Below are 16,269 nucleotides of genomic sequence, written 5' to 3'. Positions count from 1 at the left end.
TTCAGCTGATGGCCAAACGTAGCGGCGCTCTGCGCTTTCAACCTAGCGGCGGCGAGCGCAGGCCCCAAGTGCCGGTCGGCAAGAAGCAGCGCCTGATTATCGAGCGACTGGCCAATGATGGGCGCGGCATTGCCTTCATCGAGGGGCGCACCTGGTTCGTCGAAGGCGCGCTGGCTGGCGAAGAGGTCGAGGCGCGCGTGCTGGCTGGACGCAGTCAGATCGTCGAAGCGCGCTGCGAGCGCGTGCTCCAGGCCAGTGCGCAGCGTCGGGCCGAACCCTGTCCGCATGCTCGCCGATGTGGCGGCTGCAACCTGCAGCATGTGCCCGTCGCCGATCAGCTTGCGCTGAAACAGCACACGCTCGCCGAGCAGTTCGCGCGGGTGGCCGATCTGCAGCCGGAGGTATGGGCCGAGCCGCTGGTGGGACCGGCTTTCGGCTATCGCCGTCGCGCTCGGTTGGCGGTGCGCTGGGACGTCAAGCGCAAGCAGCTGGACATCGGTTTCCGCGCCAGCGCCAGCCAGGAAATCGTCTCCATCAGTGAATGCCCGGTTCTGGTACAGCCCTTGCAGTCGCTGCTGCCGGCATTGCTGGCTGCATTGCGTGATCTGAGCAAGCCGCAGGTTATCGGCCACGTCGAACTCTTCAGTGGTACGGCCGAGGCGGTGCTGATCCGCCACACCGCAGCCTTGTCGGAAACAGACGTGGCACGGTTGCGCAGCTTCGCCACCGACAATGGAGCGCAGCTCTGGTGGCAGGGCGAAGGTGAGCCTGAATCGGATGATCCCGCGGCGACGCTGGGTTACCGACTGGATGCCTGGGATCTGGAGCTGGCCTGGCGTCCGGGCGATTTCGTCCAGGTCAACGCGCCGGTCAATGATGCGATGGTCGCTCAGGCTCTGGAATGGCTGGATGCCGGCCAGGATGAGACAGTGCTTGATCTGTTCTGCGGGCTAGGCAATTTCAGCCTGCCGCTGGCGCGCTCGGGCGCTCAAGTAGTGGGTGTCGAGGGTGTAGAGACGATGGTTACGCGGGCGCAGGAAAATGCCCGTCGCAATGCTCTGGCGCACGCGCACTTTTATCGGGCCGACTTGTCGAAGCCGCTGGCTGACGCACCCTGGGCGCGCAATGATTTTGCCGCGGTGCTGCTCGATCCGCCGCGCGACGGCTCGCTGGAAATCGTTCGACAAATGTCGAAGCTGAAGGCGCGGCGCGTGGTCTATGTTTCATGCAATCCGGCCACCCTGGCGCGCGATGCGCGCGAGCTGGCCAGCCAGGGATATCGCCTGAAGCGTGCGGGTGTGCTGGACATGTTCCCGCAGACCGCCCACGTCGAGGCCATGGCGTTGTTCGAGCGGGGTTAGCGCTCGACGCTGCATTCTTGACAGGCGAATTGCCTGTGGTTCAACCGACCGGCACGCAGAATGCCGGCGTTCATGGCGCATTAGCTGCGCAGAAGGGAAGGTTTAGATGGTACAGGTCAGAGCGCTTCAGCCGATCAATACGGACGGTAGTATCAACCTGGATGGCTGGCTCGATCATGTGCTGGGGATGGACCCGGCACTCGACCGCGCGGCTCTTAAGGAGGCCTGCGAGTTTGCCCGCGAGGCGGAACAGCAGGCCAATGCGGCGCAGAACCTCTGGAGTGAAGGCACCTCCAGCTACCAGATCGGCCTCGAGATCGCCGAGATCCTCGCCGACCTCAAGCTGGACCAGGACAGCCTGGTCGCCGCCGTTATCTACCGTGGCGTGCGCGAAGGCAAGATCCAGCTGGCCGATGTGAACCAGCGTTTCGGCCCGGTGGTGGCCAAGCTGGTCGAAGGCGTGCTTCGCATGGCGGCGATCAGCGCCAGTCTCAACCCACGCGAATCGCTCGTGCTCGGCTCCCAGGCGCAGGTGGAAAACCTGCGCAAGATGCTGGTGGCCATGGTCGATGACGTGCGCGTCGCGCTGATCAAGCTGGCCGAACGCACCTGTGCCATTCGCGCGGTGAAGCTGGCCGACGACGAGAAGCGTCAACGGGTCGCCCGCGAAGTCTTCGATATCTACGCGCCGCTGGCCCATCGCCTGGGCATCGGCCATATCAAGTGGGAGCTGGAGGACCTGTCCTTCCGATACCTCGAGCCCGAGCAGTACAAGCAGATCGCCCAGCTCTTGCACGAGCGTCGCCTCGATCGCGAACAGTACATCCAGAGCGTCGTGCAGCAACTCAGGGACGAACTGACTGCGACCGGCATCCAGCCCGACATCGACGGGCGTGCCAAGCACATCTATTCCATCTGGCGAAAGATGCAGAAGAAGGGCCTGCAGTTCAGCCAGATCTACGACGTTCGCGCCGTTCGCGTGCTGGTGCCGGAAGTCCGCGATTGCTACACCGCGCTGGGGATCGTGCATACGCTGTGGCGGCACATTCCGAAGGAGTTCGACGACTATATCGCCAACCCCAAGGAGAACGGCTACCGCTCGCTGCACACCGCGGTGATCGGCCCGGAGGGCAAGGTGCTGGAGGTGCAGATTCGCACCCACGCCATGCACGAAGAGGCCGAGCTGGGCGTCTGCGCGCACTGGCGCTACAAGGGCACCGATGTCAATTCCGGCTCCGACCATTACGAGGAGAAGATCGCCTGGTTGCGTCAGGTGCTCGAATGGCACGAAGAGCTCGGCGACATCGGTGGCCTGGCCGACCAGCTGCGGGTGGATATCGAGCCGGATCGGGTCTACGTGTTCACCCCCGACGGCCATGCCATCGACCTGCCCAAGGGCGCCACACCGCTGGACTTCGCCTATCGGGTGCATACCGAGATCGGCCACAACTGCCGCGGCGCCAAGATCAACGGGCGCATCGTGCCGCTCAACTACAGCCTGCAGACCGGCGAGCAGGTGGAGATCATCACCAGCAAGCACGGCTCGCCGAGCCGCGACTGGCTGAACCCCAACCTGGGCTACATCACCACCTCGCGCTCGCGGGCGAAGATCGTCCACTGGTTCAAGCTGCAGGCCCGTGATCAGAACGTCGCCGCCGGCAAGGCACTGCTGGAGCGCGAACTGGGCCGTCTGGATCTGCCGCCGGTGGACTTCGACAAGCTGGCCGAAAAAGCCAACCTGAAGAACGCCGAGGACATGTTCGCCGCGCTGGGTGCTGGCGACCTGCGCCTGGCGCACCTGGTCAACATGGCGCAACAGCTGGTCGAGCCGGAGCGCGGTTACGACCAGCTGGAGCTGATTCCGCGGCGCTCGGCGCCGTACAAGCCGGGCAAGCGCGGCGACGTGCAGATCCAGGGCGTCGGCAACCTGCTGACGCAGATGGCCGGCTGCTGCCAGCCGCTGCCGGGCGATCCCATCGTCGGTTACATCACCCAGGGGCGCGGTGTCAGTATCCACCGTCAGGACTGCCCGTCCGTGCTGCAACTGGCCGGGCGCGAGCCGGAGCGGATCATCCAGGTCAGCTGGGGGCCGGTACCGGAGAAGACCTATCCGGTGGAAATCATGATCCGTGCCTACGACCGCGCCGGCCTGCTGCGCGACATCTCGCAGATGCTGCTCAACGAGCGCATCAACGTGCTGTCGATGAACACTCGTTCGAACAAGGAAGACAGCACGGCGCAGATGACGCTGACTATCGAGATTCCGGGGCTGAATGCCTTGGGTCGCCTGCTCAGCCGTATTTCGCAGCTGCCGAACATCATCGAAGCCAAGCGCCAAAGAGCCACGTAAGGCGCAGCACAGCGGCGGCGCCTACTGCGCCATGGTGGTGGTTGAAGCGTCATCCACCCTACGATGCAATACGGTTTTGGGGCGTTTTGCCCGAGACCGAATCGTAGGGTGGATGTCGTTTTTCACATCCACTGTGATGCCATCAGCGCCCTCACCAGCCCTCGATTCGCTGAGGAATCCATGTACCAACTCAACGATCTCCTGCACCTGATGGCCCGGCTGCGTGATCCACAGCATGGTTGTCCGTGGGACCTGCAGCAGAACTACGCGAGCATCGTGCCGCATACGCTGGAAGAGGCCTACGAAGTAGCCGATGCCATCGAAAGCGGCGACTTCGATCATCTGCCCGGCGAGTTGGGTGACCTGCTGTTTCAGGTCGTCTACTACAGCCAGCTGGCCCGGGAGGAAGGGCGTTTCGAGTTCGCCACGGTGGTCGATGCCATCACCCGCAAGCTGATCCGTCGCCACCCCCACGTGTTCCCCGATGGCGATCTGTACGGCTCGCCGGAGCTGCCGCGCCTCGATGAAGCGGCCATCAAGCAGCGCTGGGAGGAGATCAAGGCCGAAGAGCGTGCCGAGAAAGCGGCCGCACCTGAACAATTGTCCCTGCTCGATGACGTGCCCAGCGCGCTGCCGGCGCTCAGTCGGGCCGCGAAACTGCAGAAGCGCGCGGCGCAGGTCGGTTTCGACTGGCCCGAGGCGCTGCCGGTGGTGGACAAGGTGCGCGAGGAGCTCGGCGAAGTGCTGGAGGCAATGAGCGAGAACGATCCGCAGGCCATTGCCGAAGAGCTTGGCGATCTGCTGTTCGTCGTGGTCAACCTGGCGCGCCATCTCAAGGTCGATCCGGAGAACGCCTTGCGTGCCGCGAATGGCAAGTTCGAGCGGCGTTTTCGCTTCATCGAGCAGGCCTTGCGTGAAGCGGGGCGGCCAATCGAGAGCTGCGATCTCGAAGAGCTTGACGTGCTCTGGGGCGAGGCGAAGAAGGCCGAACGATCGCCGTCCTGCGCCTAACTGCACTTTCCGGGTGGATGTGGCTTTTCACATCCACCACAATGCCGCTCGGTGGGCGGCCGAAGCGTCCACCCGCGTCCCACTTGAATTCACGACGAGACGAGCCGAAACATGAGTCTTTCCCTCCGTGATCAGCTGCTCAAAGCCGGGCTGGTCAACGAAAAGCAGGCCAAGCAGGCCGTCAAGCAGAAGCAGAAACAGCAGCGCCTGGAGAAGAAAGGCCAGGTCGAGAAGGACGATTCGCAGCGCGAAGCGGCACTGAAGGCGCAGGCGGAAAAGATCGCCCGCGATCAGGAACTCAACCGCCAGCAGCAGCAAAAGGCCGAACAGAAGGCCCGTACAGCGCAGATCAAGCAGTTGATCGAGACCAGCCGTCTGCCGAAGCTGACCACCGAGGATTACTACAACTTCGTCGACGACAAGAAGGTCAAGCGGCTGTCGGTGAACAAGCTGATGCGTGAGAAGCTGGCCAGCGGCTCGCTGGCAATCGTTCGTCATGGCGGCGGCTACGAAGTGATCCCGCGTGAAGCGGCGCTTAAGATTCAGGAGCGCGACCCGCAGCGGGTGGTGCAGCTCAACATCCGCACCGAAGAGCCGGATGCCGACGATCCCTACGCCGCCTATCAGGTGCCGGACGACCTGATGTGGTAATCCGCTGGGGCAGGCCGGCCGCCCGACGGAAGGTTGGATAGAAAGCGCCTGCCCCGACCTCTACTACAGACCAGCCCGCAGCTGCGGGTTAATGCAGTGGAGGACGTCATGGACGCTCGATCGAATCGCTATTTCCACGCCGCCGAAACCGATGGCTGGCACGCCGCCGGCATTCCGGGTGATCCGGAGGAGCCAGGTGTTCCCACCCAGCCGTCCGAGCCCGGCGAGCCCACCGTGCCCGATCAGCCACCGCCAGCGCCGGTGGCATAAGCCGGTTGACCGTTCCTTTCTTGCGTGACGGCGTCGCAGCGCTCCGGCGCCGCGATGACGTCTTACTCGCCGAACGGGTAAGTATCCGGTACGACGCTCGCATCGATGTCCTGAGGGCCGATGGGCGTCACCGCCTGCGTCTGGTCGAACCAGATCAACGCATCGAACTGCTCGGCAAGGATGGCGCGGAAGTAGTGACTCTGTCGCTCGGTCAGCGGCCGGTAGATGACGCCAATCGCACGCTCAAGCCGTGGATGGCTGAGCGCCTTGCGAAATTCGCCGCGATTATTGCGCCAGTCGGTCAGCGAGGCCGGCACGCCGGCGCGCAGAAAAAGCTGCTCCCAGCTGTCCGACCGTGACGGGATGACCTGCTTGATTTGCATCGGTTCGTCCCAGTTGGCCGCCGCGGCCACCTCGCCGCGATCGGTTGCCATGCCGATCAGTACTGCGTCGCGACCGAAGGCGGTGCGGCAGAGTTCGCCGATGTTGAACTCGCCACCCCAGCCCATCGAAGTCGCCGCAGCATTGCCGATATGCGAGTTGTGCGCCCAGATTACCGCTTTCGCGTTTGCCCCGCGGTGGTCGAGCAGAGCCTGCAGGGTGTCGAACATGTGGCGGTCGCGCAGATTCCAGGATTCTGTCGAGCCGCGGTACATCGCCCGGTAGTAACTCTCCGCGGCCAGTACCACCCGCGCGTTGCGTTCGGCGTTGAAGAAGCGTTCACCATCCTGGCCGATATATTCGAGACGCTGGGCGAGCAGGGCCTGCAGCTGTTCGATCACTGCCTGTTCGCAGGTTGGCTGGCCGAGCATGACGTTTCGACCGTAGTCGGCCGGGTCTTCCTGCCAGGGGCTCAGGCAGCCATAGCGCTGGCGCGCATCCGCCGCGGCTTCAGGGTCGGTGTGGGCGAGGTAACGCAGCACCTCGCGGATCGAACTGCCTAGGCTGTAGACGTCCAGGCCGCGAAACTCGACGCGCCGTGCGGCATCAAGTGCAGCATTGTGCTCGTGCAGCCAGCGGACAAAAGCGTCGACTTCGCGATTGCGCCACATCCAGGTCGGGAAGCGTTTGAAGGCATCCTCTGTCCAGGCGACCGATTCACGCTGGCGACAGTAGCAGTCGATTCGCGCGGCATCGGGCCAATCCGCCTCGACCGCGACGATGGAAAAACCATGGCGCTCGATCAGGCGCCGGGTGATCGCGGCCCGGGCGCGGTAGAACTCAGAGGTGCCGTGGCTGGCTTCACCGATCAGCACCACCCGAGCGTCGGCGAAGCGTTCGAATGCATCGGCGAAGCGCGGGCCATCCAGAGCGGGCAGCGGTTCGGCGTGCTGGCGCAGCAAGCTCACCAAATGCTCTTCGGACGGTTCGGTAATGCGTAGAGGTGAGGCATTCATATTCCCGGCTCCATGGTGTTTGCATACGGATGACCGGGGCGTCCGCATGGTTGTTCCTGGCAATTCAATTAAAGCTGCTAACTTTGAAGTGAGGGACCGAACTGCCGACGCCGGATGGGTCTAAAAACTTACAAAAACCAAAATGGGCGTTATTACGTCCACTCGGGTTTCTTTAAGGCGAGGGGCACTTTCATGACGACTTGGATCACTGCGTACAACAAAGACGGCAACACCGCGACACTGAAGATCGACTCGGCGCACCAGCCGGATATCGATGAGGCTGTGGAACTGGTGAGTCGCAAGGCAGAAGAGCTGTATCCGGATCAGGAGATCGAGCACGAGCACGAGCCCGATCTGGAGGACACCCCGGCCACACGCCTGGCCGAGCGTTATGGCATCACCATCACGGGCATATCCCAGGCCTGACCGGCGCAGGGCGTCTCAGCGGCCAGACCTCTCCATCCCCGATCACATAAATCTGCCAGTTGTCTTCGGCTGCCACCGTCATCGTTCCGGTGAAGTTGCCGAAGGCCGGCAGCAGGCTGAGCCGCGCTCCGATGCAGAAGCAAGGCAGGCGCAGGCGCTGGCGGCCGCGGCCATGTAGCTGAAAGGCTGGATGTACGTGGCCAGCGAGTACGTGATGGGTCGGATGCGGGTCCGGCTCATGCTGCAGGGCATAGGGGCCGAGCAGTAACGGCTCGCTGACTACGCTTATGTCTAACTCGCGCGGTGGGTCGCCGGCACGGCGGTCGTGGTTGCCACGCACCAGCGTAATTTCCAGTTGCGCATGTTGCGCACGCCATTCGGCCAGGCGGGCCAGCGTGGATGGTGCACGGGACTCCGGCGCGTGCAGGAAATCACCGAGAAAGATCAGTTGGCGGCAGGCGTACCGCGCCAGCAGATCGTCCAGCTGGCGCAGGTTGGCATCGGTCGTGCCGTGGGGCACGGGCTGGCCCAGGCGCCGGTAGGCTGCGGCCTTGCCGAAATGTATATCTGCTATCAGCAACGCCTGCTGCTCAGGCCAGTAGACGGCCTTTTCCGCAAGCAACCAGAGCGTACTGCCGGCCAGTTCGATGGGCTGGTAAGGATTCATATGAGACATGGGCGTGCTGAGGCTAGCGTCATGGGGCGCGTTTCGGCTTCCTGAGGCGTGGCGTGCCGTCCTTGGTCTGCCGCGCTTTGCGCTTGGGCGCGGTTTCACGTTCGACCATGATGCTGGCATTCGCCTCAGGCTGATAGCCGCCGGGACCAGCCGCCTTGTCCAGCTCGGCGACCATGCGGCGGATCCGGTCGGCCAGTTTTTCCGAACTCATGCTTTCGCGAAAGCGTTCGACCATCAAAGGAAATGCAAGCGGCGTGGTGCGTCTGACCTGATGGATGTTCAGTTGGCGCCCTTGCAGCCGGTTCATGGTCTGCTCCAGCCGCTCGACCTCCAGCTCCTGCCGCAGCACTTCTTCCTCGGCCTGGGTAAGTAGCAGGTTGGCCGGGTCGTATTGGCGGAACACGTCGAAGAACAGGCCGCTGGATGCCTGCAGCTGGCGCGCGCTCTTCTGCGCGCCGGGATATCCGGAGAAAACCAGCCCCGCGATGCGCGCGATCTCCCGGAAGCGCCGGCGTGCCAGTTCGCCGGCGTTGAGACTGGCGAGCACGTCCTGCAGCAGATTTTTCTGGCTGAACAGTTCGGGCGTCAGCCATTTCAGCCAGTCCACCTCGGTCGCAGAAAGCAGTTCGAAACCGTAGTCGTTGACCGCAATCGAAAAGGTCAGCGGCTGCTGCTGTCCCATGCGCCAGGCCAGCAGGCTTGCGAGGCCCAGATGTACGTGGCGGCCGGCGAAAGGGTAGAGGAACAGGTGCCAGCCCTCGCGGGACTTCATCACCTCGGCCAACAACGTGGTTTCCGTGGGCAGCGCGGACCAGTCCATCTGTACACGGAGCAGGGGCTCGATCAGGCGCATCTCGTCACTTTCGAAACGGCCACGCGAGGCGGCACCGAGTTGTTCCACAACCGCATCGGCCAGTTCGCTCGATAGCGGCATGCGGCCGCCGTTCCAGCGGGGCACGGCGGCCTTCTTTCCCGTGGCGCGGCTGACGTAGGCGGTCATGTTCTCGACCCGTACCAGCTCCAGCAAACGGCCGCCGAAGAGGAAGTTGTCGCCCGGGCGCAGGCGCGCAATGAAGCCTTCCTCGATGGTGCCCAGCGAGCGGCCACTGCCGCCCTTGGCCCAGAATTTCACCGTCAGGCTGGCATCGCTGACGATGGTGCCAATGCTCATGCGATGGCGCAGCGCCACACGGCGGCTAGGTACTTTCCACAGCCCGGTGTCGTCCGGCTCGACACGCTGGTAATCCGGGTAGGCGGTCAGGGAATGTCCGCCGTGCCGTACGAAGGCCAGCGCCCATTGCCAGTGGTCGTCAGTGAGATCGCGGTACGACCAGGCCTGCCTAACCTCATCGAATAATTCTTCCGGACGAAACCCACCGCCCAGCGCCATGCTCACCAGGTGCTGTACCAGTACGTCCAGTGGTCGATGGGGCGCGCTGCGGGCTTCGATGCGGCGTTCGGCGATCGCGACCTGGGCGGCCGCGGCTTCCACGACTTCGACGCTGTGAGTAGGCACCAGCGTGACGCGGGAAGTCCGACCCGGCGCATGCCCGGAGCGACCGGCCCGCTGCATTAGCCGAGCCACGCCCTTGGGCGAGCCGATTTGCAGGACCCGCTCGACGGGTAAAAAATCGACTCCGAGATCCAGGCTCGAGGTGCAGACCACCGCTTTCAGCGCACCTTGTTTGAGGCCCAGCTCCACCCAGTCGCGTACCTCGCGAGCGAGCGAGCCGTGGTGCAACGCGATCAGCCCGGCCCAGTCCGGCCGCGCGCCGAGGATCGCCTGGTACCAGATCTCCGACTGGGAGCGGGTATTGGTAAAGACCAGCGTTGTGGCCGCCGAGTCGATCTGCTCGACCACCTGCGGCAGCATGCGCAGCCCGAGATGGCCGGCCCAGGGGAAGCGTTCAATGCTCGGCGGCAGCAAGGTATCGACACGCAGATCCTTGTCGACCCGACCTTGCACCAGCTTGCCGCTCCCCGGATGCAACAGCACCTCCAGCGCATGGGGCTGGTTGCCGAGGGTCGCCGACAGCCCCCACACGATGAGCTCCGGCATCCACTGACGAAGCCGCGCCAACGCCAGTTGCAACTGCACGCCGCGCTTGTTGCCCAGCAGCTCATGCCACTCGTCCACCACCAGCATGCGCAGTCCGGCGAAGGCCTGGCGTGCGTCGGCGCGGGTCAGCAGCAGGGTCAGACTTTCCGGCGTGGTCACCAGTGCGCTGGGTAGCAGTCTTCCCTGGCGCGCGCGTTCTGAACTGCTGGTGTCGCCGGTACGCAGGCCGATGCTCCAGTTGATCTCGAGGTCTTCTAGCGGTGCTTGCAGAGCACGCGCGGTATCGGCCGCCAATGCGCGCATCGGGGTGATCCAGAGCACCGTCAAAGGCGCTGCCTTGTCCGTCGCGGTGGAAGAGGGTGCCTTGGTCGCAAAGCGATTCAGGGCTCCGAGCCAGACGGCGTAGGTCTTGCCGGAGCCGGTGGTGGCGTGCAGCAGCCCCGATTCGTCATGGCCTATCGCTTGCCACACCTCCTGCTGGAACGGGAAGGGTTGCCAGGCACGGCTGGAAAACCAGCCCGCAGCGAGGCTCTCGGCCCCGTCCCTCACCTCCAGCCCCTCTCCCGGAGGGAGAGGGGAGTGATCGTGTGGCTGCTCGGCATCTTCGTCTGGCATGGCTCCGGTCTTGCTCCCTCTCCCTCTGGGAGAGGGTTGGGGTGAGGGCTGAGGGGGTGCCGGGTGCCTTGGTTTCATCCCAGCAATTCCTTCAGCGTCTCCAGCGTGTCGGCTTCCTCCACCGGCTTATCGAGGCGCCAGCGCAGCATGCGGGGGAAGCGCACGGCGATGCCGCTTTTGTGCCGGCTGCTGGCGGCGATACCTTCGAAGCCCAGCTCGAACACCAGCGTCGGCGTCACGCTGCGAACGGGGCCGAATTTCTCCACGGTGGTCTTGCGCACGATGGCGTCGACCTTGCGCATTTCCTCGTCGGTCAGCCCGGAGTAGGCCTTGGCGAAGGGCACCAGTTTGCGCTCGGGGTAGCCCGGTTCACCGTCCCAGACGGCAAAGGTGTAGTCGGTGTAGAGGCTGGCGCGGCGGCCATGACCACGCTGGGCATAGATCAGCACGGCATCGACGGAGTAGGGGTCGATCTTCCATTTCCACCAGACGCCGACGTCCTTGGTCCGACCGACGCCGTACTGGGCGGCGCGCGCCTTGATCATCATGCCTTCCACGCCCAGCGAGCGGGAGGCTTCGCGCTGGCGGGCCAGGTCCTGCCAATCCGTTCCACTCACCAGCGGCGAAAGCATCAGCTGTGGGCTGGGGCATTGGCCCACGACCGCCTCGAGCTGCTGGCGGCGTTCGCGGTGCTCGCGCTGCCGCCAGTCGTCGCCCTGCCATTCCAGCAGGTCGTAGGCGAGCACTGCGACCGGGGCGTCCTGCAGCACTTTCGCGGTCAGGTTCTTGCGCCCGATGCGCTGCTGCAGCAGCGAGAAGGATTGCACGCCGAAGCGTTCGGCTGTCTTTGAATCATCACTATCGGAATGTTCGAAAAGATTGGTCGTAGGCCCGCCGGGGGCGTGCTTCCAGACCAGGATCTCGCCATCGATCACAGTACCGTCCGGCAGTTCGCTGGCCAGCTCGCAGAGTTCCGGGAAGCGCTCGCTGACCAGCTCTTCGCCACGCGACCAGACCCAGATCTGCCCGTCGCGCTTGACCAGCTGGGCGCGGATGCCGTCCCACTTCCATTCGACGAACCAGTTCTCCGGCGCGCTGAGCAGGGTGTCGAACTCCTCGACCGGGGCCTGCAGCGGATGGGCGAGAAAGAAGGGGTAGGGCTGGCCGCCGCGCTGCGCATGTTCGTGTTCAGACTCGTCGGCGATCAGCGCGAGGTAGCCCTCGGCGCTGGGACGGTGCGACAGGTCGGTATAGCCAACCAGCCGCTGCGCGACCCGTTTCGGATCGAGATCGACCAGCGAGGCCAGCGCACGGGTGACCAGCAATTTCGAGACGCCCACACGAAAGGCGCCGGTGATCAGTTTGATGCAGACCATCAGGCTGAGCCGGTCCAGCTGTGCCCATAGTGCCGGCAAGCGCTCGGCCAGCTCCTCTGGTGGCAGACCGCGCAAGGGCAGTAGCTTGTCCTGCATCCATACGGCGAGGCCATCGTCGGAGCTGTGCTTGGCCTTGGGCATCAGCAGCGAGATGGTTTCGGCCATGTCACCGACGGCCTGATAACTTTCTTCGAACAGCCATTCCGGCAAGGCCGAGGCCTGCATGGCGGTTTCGCGCAATACCTTGGTCGGCACAAGTTGGCGAGGTCGACCGCCGGAAAGGAAGTAGACCGCCCAGGCGGCGTCGGCCGGATCGGCCTCGCGGAAATAGTCGCGCATTGCCGCGAGCTTGGCGTTGCTCGAGGTGGTGGCGTCGAGCCGGCTATAGAGGGTGGCGAAGGCTTTCATGCGGCGCCTCCGTACCGGTGTGGTGCGGCCGGTTTGCGCGCAAGCTCGCTCCTACGAGGCGGGGTGGTGATCCGCCTAGTCATTCGGCCTCCTGGGTGTTCGCGTCGTCTTCGTCGCCATATTCGGTCTCGAAGGCCTGCGCATCGAGCCCGCGCATCTCACGCAGATAACGGACCAGGATCGGAACGGAACCGTGGGTGACCATCACCCGCTCGGCGCCGGTCTGCTCGATGGCCCAGAGCAGGCCCGGCCAGTCGGCGTGATCGGAGAGCACGAAGCCGCGGTCGACACCACGTCGACGACGGGTGCCGCGCAACATCATCCAGCCGCTGGCGAAGGCATCGGCATAGTCACCGAAACGACGCATCCATGTGCTCCCGCCAGCTGACGGCGGCGCGAGGATGATGGCCTGCTTCAGCCGAGGGTCGCCCTTTTTCAGGTCGCCGGCATAAATGGTCGGTGGAAGATAGACACCGCCTTCGCGATAGACCTTGTTCAGTGGCTCCACAGCGCCATGGACGACGATGGTGCCGATGTTCTCATCCAATCCGTGAAGGATGCGCTGCGCCTTGCCGAAGGCATAGCAGAACAGCACCGAGGCTCGCCCGGCCGCGGCGTTGGCGCGCCACCAGTCATTGATGTCGCGGAATACCTCGGCCTGGGACGGCCATTTGTAGATCGGCAAACCGAAGGTCGATTCGGTAATGAAGGTGTGGCAGCGCACCGGCTCGAACGGGGCGCAGGTGCCGTCCGGCTCGACCTTGTAGTCGCCTGAGGCCACCCAGACCTCGCCCTTGTATTCCAGTCGCACCTGAGCCGAGCCGAGCACATGGCCGGCCGGGTGGAAGCTGAGCTTTACGCCGTGATGTTCGACGGACTCACCGTAGGCCAGCGTTTGCAGCGGCATATCGGCGGCGATGCGTGAACGCAGAATGCCTTCGCTGTCGCTTGAAGCCAGGTAATGGCCCATGCCCCAGCGCGCGTGGTCGCCGTGGGCGTGGGTGATGACGGCGCGATCGACCGGACGCCAGGGATCGATGTAGAAATCACCGGGTGGGCAGTAGAGGCCTTCGGGCCGAGCAACGACAAGATCCATGACGACTGGCAGTTCGATGGGCTTGCAGGGTTGGAGCCAGACGAGGCGTTTGGAGTTCGCTCGCCAGGCTATGGCAGTGGCAGGCCCGTTCAATGAACGGGCTGCAGGGCTTGTCGGAAATCAGCGGATTCGTCCTTCCTGCAACTGCAGGTTCTCCTTGGCGAAGTCGTCCACGTCGATGACTTTGCGCCGTGCGAGTTCTGCCATCTGCAGCTGCTCGGCCTCCACGGCATCTATGACGCCGGCAGCCAGCGCGGCATCGATCGAATTTTCGCCAGCGGCCGGCATAACCGCGCCTGACTTGAGCGCCTTGGCCAGCTTCTTCGCTGCGTCCTGGCTGGTGGCGAGGATCTCGAAGGCGTGCTTCAGCGCGCCGAGCGGCTGCTCAGGATTCTGCGGGCGGTACATGCCATCGAGGATGCGCTCCAAAGCCGGATCGCCTTCCGGGCGGCCGAGGAGGGCGGCGACCTCGGCGTCTAGGACGTCGGACGGCCCCTTGTGGCGCGCACCGAAGGGGAACACCAGAGCATGCAGCAGGTGCCCGAGAATGCGGTTGGGGAAGTTGGCCAGCACGTCCTGCAGGGCGGATTCGGCCTTCTCCAGGCAGTCCTCCAGCGCCCAGCGCAGCAGCGGCTCCTGTTCAGTCGGATGGCCGAGGTCATGGAACTGCTTGAGTGCTGCGGAGGCGAGGTAGAGATGGCTGAGCACGTCGCCCAGCCGCGCCGACAGCCGCTCGCGACGCTTGAGCTCGCCGCCGAGCAGCATCATCGACAGATCGGCCAGCATCGCGAATGCCGCGGCGATGCGATTGAGCGCGCGGAAGTAGGGTTGCGTGACGCTCGTCCCCGGCACACGCCCCATCAGACCGAAGCTCAGACCCAGCAGCAGGGTGCTGGCCGTGTTGCTGACGGCGAAGCCGATGTGTTGCATCAACAGGTCATCGAATTTCACAACAGCGGCTTCACGATCCGGCTCGTGGACCAGCTCCATTTCGCGCAGCACGAACGGATGGCAGCGGATTGCGCCCTGGCCGAAGATCATCAGGTTGCGCGAGAGGATGTTGGCACCTTCCACGGTGATGGAGATCGGCGCCGACAGCCATAGGCGTCCGAGGTAATTGTTCGGGCCGAGGATGATGCCCTTGCCGCCGTGGATATCCATGGCGTCGGTGATGCAGGCTCGGCCGCGTTCGGTGAGGTGGTACTTCAGAATCGCCGAGAGCACCGAGGGCTTTTCGCCCAGGTCGACGGCGTTGGCGGTGAGAATACGCGCCGCGTCCATCAGCCAGGCGTTGCCGCCAATGCGCGCCAACGGCTCCTGAATGCCTTCGAAGGCGGCCAATGGCACGTTGAACTGCTCGCGGACCTGCGCATAGCGACCGCTCACGTAGCTGCAGACTTTGGCGGCGCTGGTGCCGGTCGCCGGCAGGGAGATCGAGCGGCCGACCGACAGGCAGTTCATCAGCATCATCCAGCCTTTGCCGATCATGTCGCGGCCGCCGATGATCGCATCCAGCGGCACGAAGACATCCTTGCCCCAGTTCGGCCCGTTCATGAAGGCCGCACCCAGCGGCAGGTGGCGACGGCCGATGTCCACGCCGGGAGTGTCGGTGGGGATCAACGCCAGGCTGATGCCGAGTTCTTCCTCATCGCCCAGCAAGTGATCCGGATCGTAGGTCTTGAAAGCTACGCCGAGCAGGGTCGCCACCGGGCCGAGGGTGATGTAGCGCTTCTCCCAGTTCAGCCGCAGGCCGAGCACTTCTTCGCCCTGCCACTGGCCGCGGCAGATCACGCCGCTGTCGTTCATGGCGCCGGCGTCGGAGCCGGCATATGGGCCGGTGAGGGCAAAGCAGGGAATGTCGGAGCCATTGGCCAGGCGCGGCAGGTAGTGGTTGCGCTGCTCATCGGTGCCGTAGTGCATCAGCAGCTCGGCCGGACCGAGAGAGTTGGGCACCATCACGGTGCTGGCCAGGTCACCGCTGCGGGTGGCGAGTTTCATCACGATCTGCGAGTGGGCGTAGGCGGAGAAGCCCTTGCCGCCGTATTCCTTGGGGATGATCAGGGCGAAGAAGCCTTCGGCCTTGATGTAGTCCCAGGCGGCGGGCGGCAGGTCCATGCGCTGGGCGATATCCCATTCGCTGACCAGGGCGCAGAGGGTTTCGGTAGGGCCGTCGAGAAAGGCCTGTTCTTCATCCGTGAGGCGCGCCTTCGGATAGCCGAGCAGGGTGTCCCACGCCGGGCGGCCGCTAAAGAGTTCGCCGTCCCACCAGACGGTGCCGGCGTCGATGGCGTCGCGCTCGGTGGCGGAAATCGGCGGTAGCACCTTCTTGAACCAGTCGAACATCGGCCCGCTGAAGTACTTGCGGCGCACGTCTGCGACCAATAGAGGCACCGCAATGGCGATCAAGGCGAGCCAGAGCAGGAATACCACCACCCCGGAGGTGTCGGCAGCGGTCATGAAGACCAGGTAGGTGGCGACGAACACCAGTGCCGGCACCGGCGACAGGCGCAGGTGGGCGATTACGGCAATGCCGAGCAGTAGAACCAGCAACCAGAGCAGCGTCATGAGTCTTA

General features: G+C 64.2%; 12 protein-coding genes. 6 read left to right on the top strand and 6 right to left on the bottom strand.

Features of this window, described 5'->3' with window-relative positions; translation table 11 throughout:
- The first annotated feature begins 8 nt into the window (after nt 1-8).
- From rlmD to RT582_RS15020, 5 genes are all read left to right on the top strand, one after another.
- Nucleotides 9-1,361 carry a 23S rRNA (uracil(1939)-C(5))-methyltransferase RlmD gene (rlmD, locus tag RT582_RS15040; protein WP_313478220.1) on the top strand — a complete coding sequence of 451 codons (1,353 nt, stop codon included), beginning with the start codon at nt 9-11 and terminating at the stop codon, nt 1,359-1,361.
- 106 nt (nt 1,362-1,467) lie between these two features.
- Nucleotides 1,468-3,711 (top strand): GTP diphosphokinase, encoded by a 2,244-nt coding sequence (gene relA, locus RT582_RS15035; RefSeq protein ID WP_313478217.1) that lies wholly within the window; start codon nt 1,468-1,470, stop codon nt 3,709-3,711.
- A gap of 180 nt (nt 3,712-3,891) precedes the next feature.
- Nucleotides 3,892-4,722, top strand: a complete 831-nt coding sequence (gene mazG, locus RT582_RS15030; RefSeq protein ID WP_313478215.1) for a nucleoside triphosphate pyrophosphohydrolase — start codon at nt 3,892-3,894, stop codon at nt 4,720-4,722.
- A gap of 111 nt (nt 4,723-4,833) precedes the next feature.
- Complete coding sequence (locus tag RT582_RS15025) at nt 4,834-5,373, top strand: DUF2058 domain-containing protein (protein ID WP_014820031.1); 540 nt, start codon at nt 4,834-4,836, stop codon at nt 5,371-5,373.
- Between the two features lie 108 nt (nt 5,374-5,481).
- Nucleotides 5,482-5,643, top strand: a complete 162-nt coding sequence (locus RT582_RS15020; protein WP_023447123.1) for a hypothetical protein — start codon at nt 5,482-5,484, stop codon at nt 5,641-5,643.
- A gap of 62 nt (nt 5,644-5,705) precedes the next feature.
- Here the strand turns inward: RT582_RS15020 and RT582_RS15015 are convergent, their stop codons facing one another.
- Nucleotides 5,706-7,040 carry an erythromycin esterase family protein gene (locus tag RT582_RS15015; RefSeq protein WP_313478213.1) on the bottom strand — a complete coding sequence of 445 codons (1,335 nt, stop codon included), beginning with the start codon at nt 7,038-7,040 and terminating at the stop codon, nt 5,706-5,708.
- Nucleotides 7,041-7,232: 192 nt separating this feature from the next.
- Here RT582_RS15015 and RT582_RS15010 point away from each other — a divergent pair, with 192 nt between their 5' ends.
- Nucleotides 7,233-7,466, top strand: a complete 234-nt coding sequence (locus RT582_RS15010) for a hypothetical protein (protein ID WP_313478210.1) — start codon at nt 7,233-7,235, stop codon at nt 7,464-7,466.
- On the opposite strand, the gene pdeM is transcribed toward RT582_RS15010, so the two are convergent.
- From pdeM to RT582_RS14985, 5 genes are all read right to left on the bottom strand, one after another.
- The gene (gene pdeM / locus RT582_RS15005; protein WP_044315303.1) at nt 7,444-8,133 is read right to left on the bottom strand and encodes a ligase-associated DNA damage response endonuclease PdeM; all 690 of its coding nucleotides are present in this window, start codon (nt 8,131-8,133) and stop codon (nt 7,444-7,446) included. The two genes, RT582_RS15010 and pdeM, sit on opposite strands and share 23 nt — an antisense overlap.
- 28 nt (nt 8,134-8,161) lie before the next feature.
- On the bottom strand, nt 8,162-10,894 hold the full coding sequence (locus tag RT582_RS15000) for a ligase-associated DNA damage response DEXH box helicase (protein ID WP_313478207.1): 2,733 nt from the start codon (nt 10,892-10,894) through the stop codon (nt 8,162-8,164).
- Nucleotides 10,891-12,600: an ATP-dependent DNA ligase gene (locus RT582_RS14995; RefSeq protein ID WP_313478205.1), complete on the bottom strand. Its 1,710-nt coding sequence runs from the start codon at nt 12,598-12,600 to the stop codon at nt 10,891-10,893. Before RT582_RS14995 ends, RT582_RS15000 begins: the two co-directional genes overlap by 4 nt.
- A gap of 79 nt (nt 12,601-12,679) precedes the next feature.
- Entirely contained in the window at nt 12,680-13,696 is a 1,017-nt protein-coding gene (locus RT582_RS14990; RefSeq protein ID WP_313478202.1) for a ligase-associated DNA damage response exonuclease, read from the bottom strand.
- Between the two features lie 120 nt (nt 13,697-13,816).
- Nucleotides 13,817-16,261 carry an acyl-CoA dehydrogenase gene (locus RT582_RS14985; RefSeq protein WP_313478200.1) on the bottom strand — a complete coding sequence of 815 codons (2,445 nt, stop codon included), beginning with the start codon at nt 16,259-16,261 and terminating at the stop codon, nt 13,817-13,819.
- Between the last annotated feature and the right edge of the window lie 8 nt (nt 16,262-16,269).

The organism is Stutzerimonas kunmingensis, from assembly GCF_032106285.1.
Taxonomy (GTDB): Bacteria; Pseudomonadota; Gammaproteobacteria; order Pseudomonadales; family Pseudomonadaceae; genus Stutzerimonas; species Stutzerimonas kunmingensis_B.
The sequence above is the reverse complement of the archived record's forward strand: the minus strand, read 5'-3'. Positions and strand labels throughout refer to the sequence as shown.